This is a genomic window from Streptomyces sp. NPDC048496, assembly GCF_043200055.1.
Lineage (GTDB): Bacteria > Actinomycetota > Actinomycetes > Streptomycetales > Streptomycetaceae > Streptomyces.
In genome coordinates this window covers 1-16,118 of record NZ_JBICXB010000079.1, presented here as the reverse complement: position 1 = coordinate 16,118, position 16,118 = coordinate 1, and the positions used below count along the sequence as shown (strand labels likewise).

The following is a 16,118-nucleotide window of genomic DNA, read 5'->3' as shown; positions in this document are numbered from 1 at the left end:
ACGGCACTGTCGTGGTCGAAGCACTCACCATCACGAACATGGTCAAGTCCGCCAGGGGAACGGTTGAAGAGCCGGGGAAGAACGTTGCCCAGAAATCTGGGCTGAACCGCTCCATCAGCCAGGAGGCATGGGGCCGGACGGTCACCATGCTGACGTACAAGACCGCCCAGCTCGGCGGCATTCTGCACAAGGTCCCCGCCCCCGGCACCTCCCGACGCTGCTCAGCGTGCGGCTTCACCACGCCCGGCAGCCGGGAGAGCCAGGCCGTGTTCGTGTGCAAGAACCCGGACTGCGGCTGGTCGGGCAACGCCGATCACAACGCGGCCCGGAACGTCTTGCACCTGTACCGGATGGGCCTCGCGCTCATCCCGGCTGCCGGGAGGGCAGTCGTCAGGCGCACGAAGCGCGTCAAGCCCGCTGCCGCAAGGTAAGCGGGAATCTCCCGGCTTCAGCCGGGAGAGCACTTCAAATCCAGTCCGTTCCGGACGGCGTCAGCGTCACGGCCAAGGCCCTCACCCTCCGCTTCCGCGAGGGCGAGATCACCATCCGCCGGGCCCTCAACGAGCTTGAGGAAGCCGGGTATCTGGAGCGCCGGAGGATTCCGCTCGGTGGCGGACGTTTCGCGACCCGCACCCTCGCCTACGACAAGCCCGGCTGCGCACCAGCACCCACAGCCGCGTCGACTCGGCAGCAACCAGCCGTGCCGCAGGCCGAACCCGAGCCGGGTGAACCGGCCGAGCCCGTCCCACCCGCAGCCGCTGCCGCCGGCCCGGCGGCGGACCTTCTGGCCCGGCTACGGATCGCCGATGCCCGCCTGATCCTCTCGGTGTGTGATGTCCAGCGGCTGACGCCCGCCGTCGAGGAGTGGCTGGCCCGGCAGGCGACTCCCGAGCAGATCACCCGCACGCTCACCGCCAACCTGCCGCCCGCACCGGTCCCCATCCACCACCCGCCCCGCTTCCTGGAGCACCGGCTCACCACCACCACCACCACCACCACCACCACCACCCTCCTGCCGCCGCCGCCCCTTCCGGTGTCCGCGCCCGAGCCGCGTCGCCCACGGCCAGCACCCCTCATCACGTGCGACGGCTGCGAACGTGCCTTCCGCAGCCACGTTCCCGACGCCCGGTGCGGGGACTGCGGTCCTGCCCCGGATCGGTCCGTCGCGTGAGCAATTGCGCCTGCTCCTGACGGAAATGGACTCTTCCCTGGTCAGGGCTCACAACAAGGGTGATCATGGAGTGACTGTCAGTGGAGGCCCGTAACGTCGAGCGAGTCAGTCACCGACCGTGGCCACCTGCCCCCGTCTCTGGAGTGTCGCCCGACCATGACATCCTCCGCGCCGTACGCCTCCACCTCCCTGGCCGATCTCCTGCCCGCCGTGCGCTACGCCGATCCACAGCTCCTCGCCGCCCGGCTGGAGGACGTACGGCTGCCGCTCGGCTGGTGGCACGCAACACCGTTGATGGAGATCGATCGGGTCATCGGGGCCGAGGCGCTCAGCCACCAGGTGGCGCAGGCCCTGCGGTCCCTGTGGCCTCACGTGGAGCTCGGGGACGTGCTCCCCGTACTGCGCCTGCTCGGGACTCCGGGAGTCGAGCCGGGGAAGACGGTGGCGCAGGTCGCTCGGGAGGCAGGGCCCGGGGTCGTGGACGGGGACCGGGTCCTCGCTGCGGTGTTCGGCTCGATCCTCGACCGGTTGCACCAGCGCGGCGCACCTCGGGAGGAGAGCGAGGGGACGCGCGTACGGGATGCCGTGTCCGTGATCGCCCGGTGGCTGCCGGCGGACGCACCGGCCGAAGTACGTGCGGCGCTCGCCGTGCTCCAGGGGTTGGAGGAAGAGCCCGAGGAGGGGACGCCGCCGGTGCCGGTCCCCGAGCCCGTCGACGACCAGGCCGGGGATCAATCCCAGGCCGTAGAACTTCCGGCGCCGCGTGAGGCCTTCGAGGACCGAGACCCGGCCGCAGACGCCGAGGAGCCGCACGCCAGCGACGCGAGCCCGCCGCCCGCCCCGCGCTGATGGCTGAGCCGCTCGCCGCCTTCACGCGGCTGGTCGACGGCTGGGACGAGCGAGCCCTGGTGATCGCCGGCCAGCGGATGTTTACCGACGAGCCGGTGAAGCTCCAGGACCTGGGGGAGCGGTTCTCCGTCAGCCGGGAGCGGGTCCGGCAGTTGGAACGTGCCGTGGCGGACTCCCTCATGCAGTGGATGGTGGCCGACGAGGACGGCCGGGCCTTCGCCGGGCACCTGGCCGCGGTGGCCGAACAGCTCGGCACCGTGGGCCAGGTGGCCGAGGTGCACGCACTGCACCCGGACCACGCCCGCCCCGTTGAGGCGTTGGGTGTGCCGCTCGGTGACATCGTGGCGCGGCTCCTGCCCGGAGGGACACTCGTCGGGACCTGGATCGTGCAGGGTGACGCGGCCGCCCTGCGGGCGGTCATGCAGGAGGACCTGCTCGCCGCCTGCGGGGACACCCCGCTGGCCTGGGACGACGCGGTGGCCCTCGGGCTGCGCTACGGAGTCCGTAGCGAGGTGCTCGCCGACTGGGCGGCCGAGATCGGACGCTTCCAGGTGCGGGACGGACGGCTGCTGTACTGGGGGCGTTCGCTCAACGACCGGGCCGCCGCTGTGCTCTCCCTGCGCGGGACGCCGATGTCCATGGAGGACATCCACGAGCAGCTCGCCGACGGCAGCGCCATCAACAGCATGCGCAACCAGATCTGGACCGACGCGCGCTTCATCCGGCTCGACCGCAACCTGTACGGACTGCGCGCGTGGGGCGGCGAGGAGTACCTCGGCATCCGGGAGATGATCGCCCGCGAGATCCCCAACGCGGGTGGGGAAGCCGAGGTGAACGCGATCGCCGAGGCCATCAGCGCCCGCTTCGACGTATCGGAGGCATCGGTCCGCACGAACCTCGGCGGACCCGGGTTCGCCCGTACCCGTCGCGGTTGGGTCCGCGTCGCCGACCAGACGAGCGAACAGGACGCCCCGTATGTGCCGCGCAACGACGTCGCCGGTACGCGACGCTGCTTCGTCGGAGCCGACGGACGCTGGTGGTACCGGGTGGAGGTGACCGTCGACCACCTGCGCGGCTCCGGCAGCCCGGTGCCCGCTGGCTGGGCCGCACACATCGGTGGCGCCTCCGACGGTGAGGACTCGCCCGAGGGAGATGAAACGGGCGCCGTACTGGACGGCAAGGCCGGTCAGGCCGACCGTCAGGGGAAGAAGGCACAGGCATGACGGACAAGACACAGCACCGGCGCCGGGTCGGATCCGTACGCCCCAGCCACCTGATGTACACGGGCGGTGTGGGCGCTCTGGTCGACCTGCCCAACTTCGCCGTCCTGGTGCGGGGGATCGACGACTGGCAGTACGACTCGCTCGAGTGGGCGGACCTGAAGGAGCCGCGGCTCCTGCGGGCCGTCAACGGCCTGATAGCGGACCCGTACGGCGCCCAGGTCACCCAACTGCGGCCGGCACCCTGGATGGACGGCACGGACAACGACCCCACCGGCCCCGCGTCCCGGATCGGCGTCCCGGTCCTGCCCTTCCCCCAGTGGCTGCGCTGCACCACCTGCAATGCCCTCGGCGGCCTCGACTCGAAGATCTTCAAGTTCGAGAACGCCAAGCCCCGGCGTCCCGACCAGGCGCGGTTCTTCCACGACAACTGCACCGCCAAGCGCAAGGGCAAGCGCCCGCTCGCCGTCGCGGCACGCTTCGTCCTGGTCTGCCAGGCCGGACACCTGGACGACTTCCCGTACGCGTTGTTCGTCCACCGGGGCGGGAACTGCACGGAGGCCAGCCACCCGCGGCTGGAGATGCTCGACCACGGCGGTAACCAGGCGGCCAACGTGAAGGTGCGCTGCGTGAACTGCGGCAGCGAGCGCAACATCCGCGACGCCATGGGGCAGCGCGGCGAGATCACCCTGCCGCACTGCCGCGGTCGCCAGCCCCACCTGGCGACCTTCGATCCGGCAGGCTGCAAGCAGCGTCCCAAGCCGCTGGTCATCGGCGCCTCGAACCAGTGGTTCGCGCAGACGCTCAGCGTCCTGGCGGTGCCACCGACCAGCGGCAGTGCCCTGCAGGGCAAGGTGGAACAGCTGTGGGAGCACCTGCAGAAGGCGAAGTCGCAGGAGTCCCTCGACATGGTCTGGGAGCTCCCGCAGTTCAAGCCGCTGCACCAGTGGAGTCAGTCCGAGGTGTTCGAAGCCATCGAGGCGCACCGGTCCGCGGCCGCGGAGCCCCAGTCCTCGGAGGCCACCTCGTACCCGGACCTGCTCACGCCCGAATGGGAGATCTTCACCAGCCCGCAGCTTCCGGAGCCGACCGAGGACTTCGCGCTGCGCGACGTCCCGGTGCCGCCGGCCCTCGACGGGGTCTTCTCCCATGTCGTCCAGGCGGAGCGGCTGCGGGAGGTGAGGGCGTTGATCGGTTTCACCCGGCTCGACGCACCGGACCCCGAAGACCCCACCCTCGTGGCCCGCGCACCCCTCTCCCGCAGCCGCGTCCCCACCTGGGTGCCGGCCAGCGAGGTGCGTGGCGAGGGCATCTTCCTGCGGGTCTCGGACGAGCTGATGGCCGACTGGGAGCAGCGGGTGGCCGGCACCGCGGCGCTCGCGGCGCACCGCACCACCGTGCGGGGCCAGCGGTCAGACATCGCCTGCCGGGGCAGCCACTTCGTGGAGCAAGTCGTCCCGCGGCCGGCCGGCTCCCTACGGTTGACGTGGGGGCGGCCCGTCTGAGCCGGCCGGGTACTCCTCCAGTGGAACCAGGCCCTTGTCCCAGGCTGCGAGTACGGGTGCGAGGACCCGCCACGCTTCCTCGGCCTCGTCGCCGCGGATGGACAAGGCGGGGTCCCCGTTCAGGACGTCCAGCAGGAGCCGTCCGTAGGCGGGCAGGTCGGGCGGTTCCATCTGCGCACTCAGCGAGAGCGGGGCCAGGGTGTTGGTCTTGGAACCGATGCCCATGAGGTCCAGGGTCAGCCCTTCTGGTTCGAGTACGAAGCGGAGCACGTTGGGCAGGGCCTCCCCGCTGTGGCCGAAGGGGAGGTGGGGGACGGAGCGAAAACGCACCGCGACCTCCTTGCGGTCCCGCTTGAGGGCCTTGCCGCTGCGGAGCCGGAACCTTGTGCCGGCCCAGCGCCAGCTGTCCAGTTCCAGTTCAACCTCGGCGAAGGTCTCCGTGCGACGCTCCGGGCTCACGCCCTCCTCGTCGGCATAGGCAGGGATGTCATGGTCACCGATCCGGCCGGGCAGATAGCGTGCGCGGCGGGTGCGGTGCACGACGTCGTCCTCCGTGAGGATTCGCACGGACCGCAGGGCGTCAACCTTCCGGTCGCGCAGGTCCCGCTCCCCAAGGGTGATGGGAGGTTCCATGGCCACCAGGCAGAGCAGTTGGAGCAGATGGTTCTGCACCATGTCCTTCAACGCCCCGACGTGGTCGTAGTAGCCGGCCCTGCCTTCCAGCGCGAGGGTCTCGTCCCAGACGATCTCCACCTCGGCGATGTGGGTGCTGTTCCAGATGGGCTCCAGTACGCGGTTGGCGAGTCGGCTGCCGAGCAGGTTCTGGACGGTCGTCATGGCCAGGAAGTGGTCGACCCGGAACACCGCCTGCTCCGGCGCCAGGTCGGCGAGCAACCCGTTCAACTTCTGCGCGCCGGCCAGGTCTTCGCCGAACGGCTTCTCCAGCACGATCCGGCTGCCCGGAGGCAGGCCCGCCTGGTGCAGTGCGGTGACTGCAAGGGGGAAGACCGCCGGGGGCAGGGCAAGGTAGACGGCGACAGGGCCGTCGCCGGCGACGGCCGCGGCGACGTCGGAGGGGGCGGTGACGTCGGCCTGTCGGTAGCGGGCCGCGGCCGCGACCGCCTCCCTGGCGCCGGCCGGCCAGGAGCCGCCGTGACGGTCGAGCTGGGCGACTGCCCATCGCCGGAACTGCTCGCTGTCCCAGTCCTCCCGGCTGGCTCCGGTCAGCTGGAAACCGGCGTCGAGGTGTCCCGCTGCCCGCAGGGCGGCCAATGCCGGCAGCAGATAGCGTGCGCTGAGGTCGCCCGTCGCGCCGAAGACGGCAAGTCGGTTGATCACGCCCGAGCACCTGCCCTCGCTCGGGCGAGGTTCACCCCGCTGGCGACGATCCCGATATGGCTGAACGCCTGAGGGAAGTTGCCCATGAACTCTCCTGTGGACGGATTGATCTGCTCCGACAGCAGGCCGAGCGGACTCGCCCGCGCACACAGCGAGGCGTACAGCTCCTCGGCCTCTTCTGTCCGGTCCTGGCCGACCAGGTTGTCGACCAGCCAGAAGCTGCACAGCAGGAAGGCACCCTCGTCGCCGGCCAGACCGTCGGGTGACTCCGTGTGCAGATAGCGGTAGAGCAGCCCGTCACCGGCCGACAGGCGCTCGGCGATGGCCGCGGTGGTCGCCACCATCCGCGGGTGATCTGTCGGCACGACCTCACGCAGCGGAAGCGCCAGCAGGCTCGCGTCCAGAACGCCGCCGCCGTCCAGGTGTGCGCTCAGGGTCTGCGCGTCCTCGTCCCAGGACTGCTCCAGGATGAGCCGGCGCAGCTCGTCGGCCGAGGCGCGCCATGCTGTGATCCGTCCAGGCAGACCGAGCTCGTCGCCGATGGTCGCGGCCCGGTCCAGGGCCACTTGGCACAGCCCGGCTGAGTAGGTGAACGCCCGGCCCTCGCTGCGTACTTCCCAGATTCCCTGATCCGGTTGCCGCCACGCCTGCTCCGCGCTGTCGGCCAGCCCTGCAAGGCCGGCCCACAGCGCGGGCTGGACCTCCCGGCCGGTGCGCAGCCACTGGGCGGCGCAGTCCAAGATCTCGCCGTAGACGTCGTGCTGGCGCTGGTCGGATGCGCCGTTGCCCCATCGCACCGGGGCCGAGCGGCGGTATCCCTCGAGCTCGCCGTCCTCGATCTCGTCCGGTACGGGGTTGCCGTCGAGGTCGTACATGATCCGGGGGCTTCGGCTCTGCTCGAAAGCGTCGAGGACCCAGCCGAGGAAACCGTCGGCCTCACTCGCGAAGCCGATGCGGCGCAGGGCGAACACGGCGAAGGCGGCGTCGCGTATCCAGGCATAGCGGTAGTCCCAGTTGCGGATTCCGCCGATCGGTGCCGGCAACGAGGAGGTGGGCGCCGCGACCAGCGCGCCGTTGGCCCAGTCGTCGCAGAGTTTCAGGGTGATCGCGGAGCGCCGCACCAACGGCTCTTGCGGGCCGGCGTAGTCGAAGTGCTTCATCCAGCGCCGCCAGGCATCAGTGGTCTCCCGCAGCATCGCGTCGGGATCGAACCGGTGGTGGCGGTGGAAGCGGCCCCACGACAGCACGAGGTCGAGTCGTTCGCCCTGTCTCAGGTCGTGTGTGCTGTGCAGGCTGCTGAGGGGACGGTTGGAGCGCAGGTGCAGGCGGAGGTCCGGATGCCGGGAGGGGCGCAGTTCGAGCCCGCTGAACAGCGTCCGCGCCTGCCCGCCGCCGCGGAGCTCGACATCCACCTGGAGGCGGACATCCCCGTCCAGGGCGACGGCCGACCGCACGAGCTCGGCCCGCCCGGCCGGCGCGTCATCGGTGAGATCGGCGCCGGAACGCACGGCCAGCGCATCGGTGATGCGCACCGTCCCGGTGCCGCTGCGCAACTCGGTGATCAGGACGCCCGTATCGGGCTCATAGCGCTGCCGGGCATCCACCAGGTCCTGTGGCGCCACGGTGAAGTGACCACCGCGTGAGCGGTCCAGCAACGCGCAGAACACCGGCTCGGCGTCGAACCGGGGCAGGCACAGCCACGGGATGGAGCCGTCCAGGCCGACGAGCGCAGCCGTCGCCCCGTCCCCGATGAGGCCGAGGTCCTCCAGCGGTAGGTATCCGTCCCGTCGGCGGATCGGACGGAAAGGCGGGTCGAAATCGTGCATGACGCCTCACTTGAAAGCACCCGGAGCTTCGGTGTACAGCCCGGAACATCGGTACGAGCCGATGCGAGGCTCTAGAAAGTGATCAGCACCTTCACCACGTCCTCGAGTTTCTTGTCGGAAACCTCGAAGGCGCGCTCCATGTCGTCGAAGTGGAACGTATGGGTGGTCATGTGCGAGGGGTCGATGCGTTTCGATTCCAGTACGCGCAACAGGCGTTCCATGCGCAGTCTGCCACCGGGGCAGAGCCCTGTCGCGATCGTCTTGTCGGCCATTCCGACTCCCCACTCGGCACGCGGAATACGCACGAACTCGCCCGATCCGAAATAGCCGATGTTGGAGACCGTGCCTCCGGGCTTAGTGATCTTCACTGCGGTCTGGAACGTCGCATCCGCGCCGAGCGCCTCGATGGCGGTGTCGACCCCCTGCCCCTGCGTCAGTTCGTCGATCCGCTCGACGACGTCCTCCTTGGAGAAGTCCACGATCTCGTCCGCGCCGTACCTGTGGGCGAGTTTTTGCCGATCGGGGACCGATTCGACGCCGATGACGAGGCCCGCGCCGCAGAGCCTGGCTCCTGCCGTCGCCATCAGCCCCACCGGTCCCTGTGCGAGGACGGCCACGGTCCCGCCGATCGGAATGGCGCCATGCTCGGCTCCCATGAACCCGGTCGACATCATGTCGGCGCAGTAGACCGCCAGTTCATCGGTGATGTCGTCGGGTATTTTGGCGAGATTGGCGTCGGCTTCGTTCACATGGAAATAATCAGCGAAGACACCATCTTTTGAATTCGCGAACTTGAAACCCCCGAGCGGTGCACCGGACTGCGACGGGTAGCCGTTCTGGGAAGCGAGGTCGCCCCAGTCGGGAGTGATGGCGCCGACCAGCACGCGGTCGCCGGGCCGGAAGTCTTTCACCTCGCTCCCGACAGCGTGCACGACGCCCACCGCTTCATGTCCCAGTGTCAGATCCTCCCGGGGGCCGATGCCACCCTCGACAGTATGGGAGTCCGAAGTGCAGATCAGGGCTTTCGTCGTCCGCACGATGGCGTCGCCAGGACCCGGTTGCGGATCGGCCTTGTCCATGAAACCCACACGGCCGATCTCTTTCATCACGAATGCCTTCATGGATTCGATCCCTCCAGCCGGCGTTCTGATCTCCGGATGCGGTGGTGGGCCGCACTGCAGCCCTCTCTTCACGGTCTCAAAGGTGATGCTTGATCGCGATTGGGGGCTGTTGAGGGGCTATGACGCTTGTGTCCCGGCTGCTCTTGTGCGGGGCACTCTCGGGAATCATGCTGGTCATGAGGATGGCCGGCAGATCGCTCCGGTGCGTCGCCAGGGCGGTGCAGGCCGTCCGGGGAGGCATGATGGCCGGTCTCGAAGCAGTCGTGCAGTCGGTCGCCACGCTGGGCGAGGGGCCGGCGTGGGATTCCGACGCCCAGCGGCTGATCTGGGTGGACATCCTCGGCTCCAGAATCCACACGTACGCGCCATCGAGCGGCCGGTGCACGGTCACGGCCACCGAGCAGCACGTCGGCGCTGCGTTGCCCCGCGCAGGCGGCGGGCTCGTCGTCAACCTCCGTGACGGAGTGGCGTGTTACGGACCCGATGACGCCTTTGCCTGGCTGCACCATGAGCCGGTGCCGGGCCGCAGAGGCAATCATGCGGCCGTCGGCCCGGACGGCTCGCTCTGGGCGGGGTCGATGGCGTACGACGAGTCGCCCGGCGGCGGCAACCTGCTGCGCATCACGCCGGACGGCACCGTGACCGAGATCCTCGGCGACGTCACCATCAGCAACGGAATCGGCTGGAGCCCCGACGGACGACTCATGTACTACGTCGACACGCCGACGCGGCGCATCGACGTCTTTGATGTGATGGGTGATCACGACATCGCCAGACGCCGCGAATTCGTGACCATCGAGTCCGGCGCAGGATTTCCCGACGGGCTCACCGTCGATGCCGACGGCCGCGTCTGGGTCGCCCTGTGGGACGGCTCGGCCATCCGCCGGTACTCACCTTCCGGTGACCTGGACCGCATTCTGCGAGTACCGACCAAGCGCCCCACGGCCTGCGCCTTCGGCGGTGCCGATCTGCGTGATCTGTACATCACCACGGCACGCGTCGGCCTCGAGGCGCCACACCTGTACGCCGGTTCACTGCTCGTACTGCCGGACGCGGGGCGGGGACTCGACCAGCCCGCCTTCGCCGGCTGAGGGAACTCGCCGCACGCGATCCCGCGCCATGTAGGTTCGGTCGGACGTGGGTTCGGTCAGGGCCTGCCACGGGCGACGGTGACAGGGCAGAGCGCGTGATGCAGCAGCGCCTGGCTCACCGACCCCAGGACCAACCCGGCAAAGCCGCCCCGCCCCCTGGCTCCGACGACCATCAGCTGTGCGGTCTTGCTCGACTCGATCAGTACCTCGCGCGTTTCGCCACTCAGGACTTCGTGTCTTACCGTGACCTCCGGATACCTCTCCGTGCGACCGGCGAGCGCTTGGGCCACAAGGCGTTCCGCGCTCTCCACGCCCGAACCGGCCGGCGCATAGTCAGGGATCCATGCGTGCACGCCAACGAGCTCGGCCCCGCGCAGCGCCGCCTCGGCGAAGGCGAAATCAACTGCCTTGTCGCCGACAGGGGACCCGTCGACCCCCAGCACGATCGGCCAGGCCGGATCCGGTTCCTCGCGCACCACCATCACCGGACACTGACTGTGGGCAGCCAGGGAAACGGCCGTCGAACCCAGCAGCATCCCGATGAAGCCCCCCATCCCCCGGGGGCCGACGACCACCAGGTCCGCGGCTCGCGACTCAGCCTCCAGCACTGCCACTGCCTCGCCGGTCACCACGGCTTCGGTGACCACCACCTGAGGCGCCACGCTCTTGGCGCGCTGCGCCGCCTCATTCACCAGGTGCTGCAGCGGCGCGGGGTCCAGCGGGGCGTAGACGGGCCTGACCGGCCAGCTGAACGCGTGCACCACTCGCAGTTCCGCACGGCGCCGCTGGGCTTCCCGGGCGGCCTCCTCCACTGCGGCAAGACTCGCCGACGAGCCATCCACTCCTACGACGACCAGGTTGCCCATCGCTCCTCCAGTGCTCGCTTCACCCCCTAGCTTCACCCCGACGATGCGCGGCTGCCATCGGTGGCTCAACAGACCAGCGGTTGGCTCGGATTCGTACTACCGGTAGTTCGTTGAACACAGCAGTAGAGATCAATGCCGTGTCCGGTGGCGACCACGTCGATCAGGGCCTGGAGCTCGGCGGGCGGGTGTGGCCGGGTCGGTGGTGGCGACGATCACGATGACTCCGCCGTCGTGCGGAGCGGTCGCGCTCTGCTCGCGCAGGAGCTGAGGCCGCCGGCCGTTGACCTGCTCTCGCGCGCAGTTCTCAGCAGGGGCAGAGCGGGGATGCCCCATCTCGCGGTGCCAGTGCGGCACGTACCCGGTTAGAGCCTCTCGCCGACGACGTCGCGCACGACGTCGGCGGCGCCGGATCGCTCCAGGTCCTGCAGTGCGCGGTACACGGTGGTGAGACCGACGCGGATGCCCGACTCACTCATCGACCCGTGGAGCTCCTGGGCCGAGACGAACTCTGCGCGATCGGCCAGCGCCTTCTCCACGGTGGCGCGTTGACGGGTCATCCGCCTGTTCGTCTCCACTGTTGTGACGGTCACGACCGACCCCCTGCTGAAGGCTGTTCCGGTTCGTCGAAGCCCGGGTCCCATGGAGGCGTTCCGTGGGACCCGGGCTGTGTGGACCACCGCGTGCCGTGCCCCCGGCACGCGGTGGGCGTCCGCTCAGTCCCCGGCGGAAGCGGAGGACCGGGCCGCGACGCGGGCGAGGACGAGTGCCGCGAGGGTCAGTCCGCCGAGGGCCGCCGCTGTGCCCGCGAAGGAGCCGAGGGCCAGGCTGGAGGGCATGCATCCATTATGGCGGCCTGAGAAGTGGAGCGGGTCATGATGTGCAAGCCGACGTCCTGAGTGAGCGGGGGCAGGACCTGCCGGGTGAGCTGGTTGTGGCAGCCTGTTCTGCCCCGAGGAGGAGGGACGGACTGTCGGCCTTGACGCCCGTTTGACGCTCTCGGCGCCCGCACGCAGGACGGCGAGCCGGGAAAGTAGCTCGGACCTGGGCTTTTCCGTGACTTGCTCAGGCCGGCATCTTTCCGATGACGCACCACGTGGAGTGTGTTGCCATCCTTGAGCCCTCCGCGAACTCCAGGCCCTCCTGGCCACCTGGACCGGCGCCTGCTCGATATGCGGCCAACCCGCACCGACACCCGACACCCACCACAGGACCTAACAAAGCCCTACTAGATGTCTGTTCGGCGTCCCGGCCGCAGCGCGTGTCACGTGCCCCAGGTACCGCCGCCCCGGCACCGGCTAGCCGTGACTGTCCGTTGTCAACGCCGCCCGGCAGGATCTGCCTCACCGAACGGAACACCGGCCGGAAGCCGGAACGGACAGGGGGAGGTGGCGACGGTGCAGTGCGAAGTGCGAGAGTGCTCCCGGCTGCTGCTTCCTCCGGCCGGCCGCCTTTCTCCAGTCCCGACCGGGGGGTGGTCGAGCCGCGTTGTGGACGGACTGCGAGCCGCTCGACAGCGCCGGCTCGAGCTCGGACGAGGAGGCGGCTGCCCTGGCCGCCATGCTCGCCCTCCTGCTCGGGCCGCACCTCGCACCTCATACCTTCCTCCTCCCTCCCCCGGGGTCGGGAGGCGTGGCCCGGTCCGGGCATCCATGGTGACGTCCTGTTCCCCAGTGCCGCGTGGTCGGCGATGTCCTGCTGACCCGGCCGCCCAGCCCCGCATGACGGCCGACGACGCGGACGCGTCGGCGGGCGGGACAGTCGCCGCTGCTCCCACGCGGCGGGGATCAGCCCTCCACGACCAGCCAGCCGACTGGTCGCCCCCCTGTACCGCGGCTGTTTTCCGGGGCCGCCGACCCCTACAAGCACTGCCCGCACCGAGCGGGAGTGGCCGTCGCCGACACCCTCGGTGACGCCCCTGCCTGCCGTCTCCGGGCCAGTCATCCGTGAGGTCGCCGCCACGGACCTCCACCCTCTTGCGCGGGCCGTCCCGACCGGTTCCGCAGCCCTTGCCCGGCCGCCCGTCGGATGTCGCGGCCGTGCACACAGCAGTCGCCGACCTGCTCACCCACGGCCAGGCCCCGTCGGCCGAGCCGACAGCCGATGACCTGATCGCCCGCATCCGTACAGCGCTGTGCCAGTCCGTCTGACGTTCTCCTTTCCACTCATCCGAAAGCAGCCCATCATGAGCGCCGTTGCCGCCCGTCTGAAGAAGTCCGCCACCGCCACCGCCCTGGTCGCCACCCTCCTTGCCGGGGCGAGCGCGGCGCTGGTCGCCACCCCGACCCCGGCCGCCGCAGCCGATTGCTCCGGCAAGGACGGTGTCGGGGGTGGCAACTGCACCAGCGCGCTGATTGGCGCCGTCTTCGACACCGTCAGGTTCATGCTCGGTTCGGCCAAGCAGGCCAAGATGGAGAACGCCCAGTTCACCCAGGCCATGGTCTCGAAGCTGAGCAGCGTCGCACCCGGCTACAACATCCTCGTCTTCAAGACCAACGGGACGGACGCCTTCGACACCCCGTGGTTCAAGAACGACTACTCGGCGAACATGAAGGGGGTGATGTACGAGGACAGCGTCCGGCTGTACCACCTCGATGCCGAGGGCGGGCCGCAAGGCTACGACGACTTCAAGATCTGGGTCTTCGCCGGCGATTCAACCTTCGTCAACTACGGTGACGGCGGCTTCATGAACTGGGCCTTCCTCGGCCACGACTCGGACACCAGCGCGCACGGCGGCCGGACCATCCACTTCCCGGCCCGGACGGTGCCTGCGTCCGACGGAAGCGTCACCCCCCCACCCGGCATCCCCTCGACCCCCCAGCTGCCGACCGGCGGCGCGAACATCATTCCCGCCGTCACCAACCTCAACGGCACAACCCCCGGCATCCCCGCGCACAACACCGATGACATCGGGACCAGCACCCACATCCGGACGGGTTTCGGCACCGGCGACTCGGGCGCTGCCCAGCTGACCGGCACGTTCCACCCGAGCGTCAAGAACGGCCGGGCCCCCGCCGCCACCAGCTCCTCCGGCGGCACGGTCACTGCCGCCACCAGCACCGCCGCCAACTCCACCGGCTGGGTCTTCACCCAGGACACCGCCACCGGGCGCTACAAGATCACCAACGCCGTCACCGGCCTCGCCCTCACCGAGAACACCAAGAACTACCTGGCCGAGGCCCGGCCCTGGACGGGCTCCGCCACCCAGAAGTGGGAGCTCTACTCCCTCGGCGACTACCAGTACCAGATCCGCATCAGCGCCGACGACTGCCTCACCTACGACGAGGACAACAAGGCCCTCGGCGTCTGGACCTGCACCAACGACTGGAACCAGCGCTGGACGATCAAGCCCTGACCATCCGGTGCCCGACTCCGCCCCTGCCGGGTCCTGCCGGCGGGGGCGGGCCCATGTCCATGGCTCGGCGTCAGGCACGGGTCGGCCGGCGGGTTGGCGAGGGCTTGGCCGGACATGCGGCTTGGGCCCCGACCGGCCGTCATCCCGGGCTCCGGCGGGTGGCATTTGTCCCCGTCCCTGGAGTCGTGAGGTCCGCCCGTGCCGCGGGCGGGGTCCGTGTCGACGGAGCCGAACGCGGCAGGGACGCATGTCCCGCCTTGTAGTCGTCAGATTGACAAGAATTGCAGTGTGCTCGCCACACATGGCCGCCGCCGATCGGCCACCGGGCATCGACGCCGATTCCGTCGAGCGGGCCCCGCAGGACACCGGCTTCGTCCCGCAGGCTAAGCGGTGGCAGGTGGAGCAGGCTCTCGGGATTCTGATACTCAACCGGGGGCCGGTACAGGACAACGAATCCGCCCTGCCTCCCCGGAGTCCCGGAGGTAATGGGGCGGGGAGACCGCCATCTGCAGCGGTCTCCCCGTCCCGGGATCACGTCATGAGGCAGGGGGGAGGCCGTGGCCGTGGCTAAAGGCGAACAGGGCCAGCTGCACGCGGTTGGTGGCGCCCGTCTTGCTGCGGATCCGCCGGAGGTAGGTGTCGACGGTGTGCGGGCTGAGGTGGAGACGGCGCGCGATGGCATCGTAGGTGGCTCCCCGGGCCAGTAGCTCCAGTACCTGGACTTCCCGGCCGCTCAGGGCGGGGGCGGCGGTGGCGGGTCGGGACATCTGAGCGCTCTCCTGGCTGATGGGACGTCGGATGGGCGTGACGGTGATGACGACGCTCAGTGGAAGGGCATGCAGAGGGGGGTCTCGCACGAGCCGCCCCACGACGTGTCATCCGGGTTCGCGTTGCCGGCCACTGTCGCGCGGTTCTGCGGAACGCCGAGCACAGCGGCGGCGCTGGCCCCGAGAAGTGCCGCGAGCAGTACAGCCACGGTGAAGAAGCGCTTCATGGAGTCCTCCTGGAGGGAATCGCAACGGTCCGCCGAGAGGTCTCGGCCTGTGATCTAGCATGTCGGCGAGGTGATCAGGCGGCTATCGACCGACCGCCTCACCAAGTTGGGTGGCAGCAAGGTGACTGGGGGACGAATATGCGTTTTTCCGACGAACCGGATGAGCAGGCGGTCGGAACGGAACCCGACCAGGTCGACGCAGCGGTCTACTCCTGGGTACTGGAACACCACCGGCTCGAACCCGCCCCCATCGCCTCCCAGTTGGGACTGGACCCCGACAGCGTCGCCGCCTCGGTGCGTCGGCTGACCACCCTGCGCCTGCTGTACCCCGATCCGCAGGACTCAGGGGCGGGCTACGCCGTCGCGCCGGAGACTGCGATGTCCCGGCTTGCCGCGCCCGTCGAGGCCCGGGTTCGCCGCCAGCAGGAGGAGCTGGCCAAACAGCAGGCCCAACTGGCCGGCTTTTTCCCGCACTACCAGCGGGGCAGGCAGGCGGCCGATGCCGGTGAGGGGATCGAGGTCATCGCCACCCTGCAGGAGGTACGGGCGGCACTCGACCGGGCTTCGGACAACTGCCGCAGCGAGGTGCTGGCCAGCCAGCCCGGCGGCGGCAGCCGCGTGCCGGAAGCCATGCAGGAGGCACTCGGCCGCGACCGCGCTCTGCTCGCCCGCGGTGTGCGGATGCGCACGCTCTACCTCTGATCTTGGCCAGTGCTCCGCCCTTCAGGGCGGGGGTGAAGGCCATCCTTGGCCCGGAGGCGCGCAGCGCCGGAGTGCTCTTCGTC

The 16,118-nt window shown here is 69.7% G+C and carries 16 protein-coding genes; 8 read left to right on the top strand and 8 right to left on the bottom strand.

From position 1 onward, the window contains the following. From ACGFSA_RS33220 to drmB, 5 genes are all read left to right on the top strand, one after another. Nucleotides 1–431, top strand: a 431-nt coding sequence (locus tag ACGFSA_RS33220; RefSeq protein ID WP_393309747.1) for a zinc ribbon domain-containing protein, incomplete at its 5' end; no start/stop codon positions are given. A gap of 269 nt (nucleotides 432–700) precedes the next feature. Beyond that, nucleotides 701–1,171: a hypothetical protein gene (locus ACGFSA_RS33215; protein ID WP_393309746.1), complete on the top strand. Its 471-nt coding sequence runs from the start codon at nucleotides 701–703 to the stop codon at nucleotides 1,169–1,171. A 156-nt stretch (nucleotides 1,172–1,327) separates the two neighbouring features. Further along, nucleotides 1,328–2,020 (top strand): hypothetical protein, encoded by a 693-nt coding sequence (locus ACGFSA_RS33210; RefSeq protein ID WP_393309745.1) that lies wholly within the window; start codon nucleotides 1,328–1,330, stop codon nucleotides 2,018–2,020. Next, nucleotides 2,020–3,243, top strand: coding sequence for a hypothetical protein (locus ACGFSA_RS33205; protein WP_393309744.1), 1,224 nt, complete (start codon nucleotides 2,020–2,022; stop codon nucleotides 3,241–3,243). Before ACGFSA_RS33210 ends, ACGFSA_RS33205 begins: the two co-directional genes overlap by 1 nt. Beyond that, a complete protein-coding gene (drmB, locus tag ACGFSA_RS33200) occupies nucleotides 3,240–4,745 on the top strand; it encodes a DrmB family protein (RefSeq protein ID WP_393309743.1) in 1,506 nt (501 codons plus the stop codon). Before ACGFSA_RS33205 ends, drmB begins: the two co-directional genes overlap by 4 nt. On the opposite strand, the gene ACGFSA_RS33195 is transcribed toward drmB, so the two are convergent. The 3 genes from ACGFSA_RS33195 to ACGFSA_RS33185 all read right to left on the bottom strand — a co-directional run bounded on the left by ACGFSA_RS33195 (nucleotide 4,716) and on the right by ACGFSA_RS33185 (nucleotide 9,030). Beyond that, nucleotides 4,716–6,083 carry a glucose-6-phosphate dehydrogenase gene (locus ACGFSA_RS33195; RefSeq protein WP_393309742.1) on the bottom strand — a complete coding sequence of 456 codons (1,368 nt, stop codon included), beginning with the start codon at nucleotides 6,081–6,083 and terminating at the stop codon, nucleotides 4,716–4,718. The two genes, drmB and ACGFSA_RS33195, sit on opposite strands and share 30 nt — an antisense overlap. Beyond that, the gene (locus ACGFSA_RS33190; RefSeq protein ID WP_393309741.1) at nucleotides 6,080–7,909 is read right to left on the bottom strand and encodes a glycoside hydrolase family 15 protein; all 1,830 of its coding nucleotides are present in this window, start codon (nucleotides 7,907–7,909) and stop codon (nucleotides 6,080–6,082) included. Before ACGFSA_RS33190 ends, ACGFSA_RS33195 begins: the two co-directional genes overlap by 4 nt. 71 nt (nucleotides 7,910–7,980) lie before the next feature. Continuing rightward, complete coding sequence (locus tag ACGFSA_RS33185; protein WP_393309740.1) at nucleotides 7,981–9,030, bottom strand: NAD(P)-dependent alcohol dehydrogenase; 1,050 nt, start codon at nucleotides 9,028–9,030, stop codon at nucleotides 7,981–7,983. Between the two features lie 242 nt (nucleotides 9,031–9,272). Between ACGFSA_RS33185 and ACGFSA_RS33180 the strand changes: the two genes are divergently transcribed. Then, nucleotides 9,273–10,121: an SMP-30/gluconolactonase/LRE family protein gene (locus tag ACGFSA_RS33180; RefSeq protein WP_393309748.1), complete on the top strand. Its 849-nt coding sequence runs from the start codon at nucleotides 9,273–9,275 to the stop codon at nucleotides 10,119–10,121. Nucleotides 10,122–10,177: 56 nt separating this feature from the next. Here ACGFSA_RS33180 and ACGFSA_RS33175 read toward each other — a convergent pair whose 3' ends face one another. From ACGFSA_RS33175 to ACGFSA_RS33165, 3 genes are all read right to left on the bottom strand, one after another. Next, nucleotides 10,178–10,987 carry a universal stress protein gene (locus ACGFSA_RS33175; protein ID WP_393309738.1) on the bottom strand — a complete coding sequence of 270 codons (810 nt, stop codon included), beginning with the start codon at nucleotides 10,985–10,987 and terminating at the stop codon, nucleotides 10,178–10,180. A 362-nt stretch (nucleotides 10,988–11,349) separates the two neighbouring features. Beyond that, entirely contained in the window at nucleotides 11,350–11,577 is a 228-nt protein-coding gene (locus tag ACGFSA_RS33170; RefSeq protein ID WP_393309737.1) for a transcriptional repressor, read from the bottom strand. 123 nt (nucleotides 11,578–11,700) lie between these two features. Continuing rightward, complete coding sequence (locus tag ACGFSA_RS33165) at nucleotides 11,701–11,823, bottom strand: hypothetical protein (RefSeq protein ID WP_393309736.1); 123 nt, start codon at nucleotides 11,821–11,823, stop codon at nucleotides 11,701–11,703. A 1,346-nt stretch (nucleotides 11,824–13,169) separates the two neighbouring features. Here ACGFSA_RS33165 and ACGFSA_RS33160 point away from each other — a divergent pair. Then, nucleotides 13,170–14,339: an RICIN domain-containing protein gene (locus ACGFSA_RS33160; protein ID WP_393309735.1), complete on the top strand. Its 1,170-nt coding sequence runs from the start codon at nucleotides 13,170–13,172 to the stop codon at nucleotides 14,337–14,339. A gap of 536 nt (nucleotides 14,340–14,875) precedes the next feature. Here ACGFSA_RS33160 and ACGFSA_RS33155 read toward each other — a convergent pair. Together ACGFSA_RS33155 and ACGFSA_RS33150 are read right to left on the bottom strand one after the other, a co-directional pair. Further along, nucleotides 14,876–15,106 carry a response regulator transcription factor gene (locus ACGFSA_RS33155; protein ID WP_393309734.1) on the bottom strand — a complete coding sequence of 77 codons (231 nt, stop codon included), beginning with the start codon at nucleotides 15,104–15,106 and terminating at the stop codon, nucleotides 14,876–14,878. Between the two features lie 56 nt (nucleotides 15,107–15,162). Beyond that, nucleotides 15,163–15,333: a hypothetical protein gene (locus ACGFSA_RS33150; RefSeq protein ID WP_393309733.1), complete on the bottom strand. Its 171-nt coding sequence runs from the start codon at nucleotides 15,331–15,333 to the stop codon at nucleotides 15,163–15,165. A 138-nt stretch (nucleotides 15,334–15,471) separates the two neighbouring features. Between ACGFSA_RS33150 and ACGFSA_RS33145 the strand changes: the two genes are divergently transcribed. Beyond that, a complete protein-coding gene (locus tag ACGFSA_RS33145) occupies nucleotides 15,472–16,035 on the top strand; it encodes a hypothetical protein (protein ID WP_393309732.1) in 564 nt (187 codons plus the stop codon). The last annotated feature ends 83 nt before the right edge of the window (nucleotides 16,036–16,118 follow it).

Excerpts from the sequence above, each read along its gene's own strand:
- ACGFSA_RS33210 (WP_393309745.1), top strand. The coding sequence starts at position 1,328 with ATGACATCCTCCGCGCCGTACGCCTCCACCTCCCTGGCCGATCTCCTG.
- ACGFSA_RS33205 (WP_393309744.1), top strand. The coding sequence starts at position 2,020 with ATGGCTGAGCCGCTCGCCGCCTTCACGCGGCTGGTCGACGGCTGGGAC.
- drmB (WP_393309743.1), top strand. The coding sequence starts at position 3,240 with ATGACGGACAAGACACAGCACCGGCGCCGGGTCGGATCCGTACGCCCC.
- ACGFSA_RS33190 (WP_393309741.1), bottom strand. The coding sequence starts at position 7,909 with ATGCACGATTTCGACCCGCCTTTCCGTCCGATCCGCCGACGGGACGGA.
- ACGFSA_RS33185 (WP_393309740.1), bottom strand. The coding sequence starts at position 9,030 with ATGAAGGCATTCGTGATGAAAGAGATCGGCCGTGTGGGTTTCATGGAC.
- ACGFSA_RS33180 (WP_393309748.1), top strand. The coding sequence starts at position 9,273 with ATGGCCGGTCTCGAAGCAGTCGTGCAGTCGGTCGCCACGCTGGGCGAG.
- ACGFSA_RS33175 (WP_393309738.1), bottom strand. The coding sequence starts at position 10,987 with ATGGGCAACCTGGTCGTCGTAGGAGTGGATGGCTCGTCGGCGAGTCTT.
- ACGFSA_RS33165 (WP_393309736.1), bottom strand. The coding sequence starts at position 11,823 with ATGCCCTCCAGCCTGGCCCTCGGCTCCTTCGCGGGCACAGCGGCGGCC.
- ACGFSA_RS33160 (WP_393309735.1), top strand. The coding sequence starts at position 13,170 with ATGAGCGCCGTTGCCGCCCGTCTGAAGAAGTCCGCCACCGCCACCGCC.
- ACGFSA_RS33155 (WP_393309734.1), bottom strand. The coding sequence starts at position 15,106 with ATGTCCCGACCCGCCACCGCCGCCCCCGCCCTGAGCGGCCGGGAAGTC.
- ACGFSA_RS33150 (WP_393309733.1), bottom strand. The coding sequence starts at position 15,333 with ATGAAGCGCTTCTTCACCGTGGCTGTACTGCTCGCGGCACTTCTCGGG.
- ACGFSA_RS33145 (WP_393309732.1), top strand. The coding sequence starts at position 15,472 with ATGCGTTTTTCCGACGAACCGGATGAGCAGGCGGTCGGAACGGAACCC.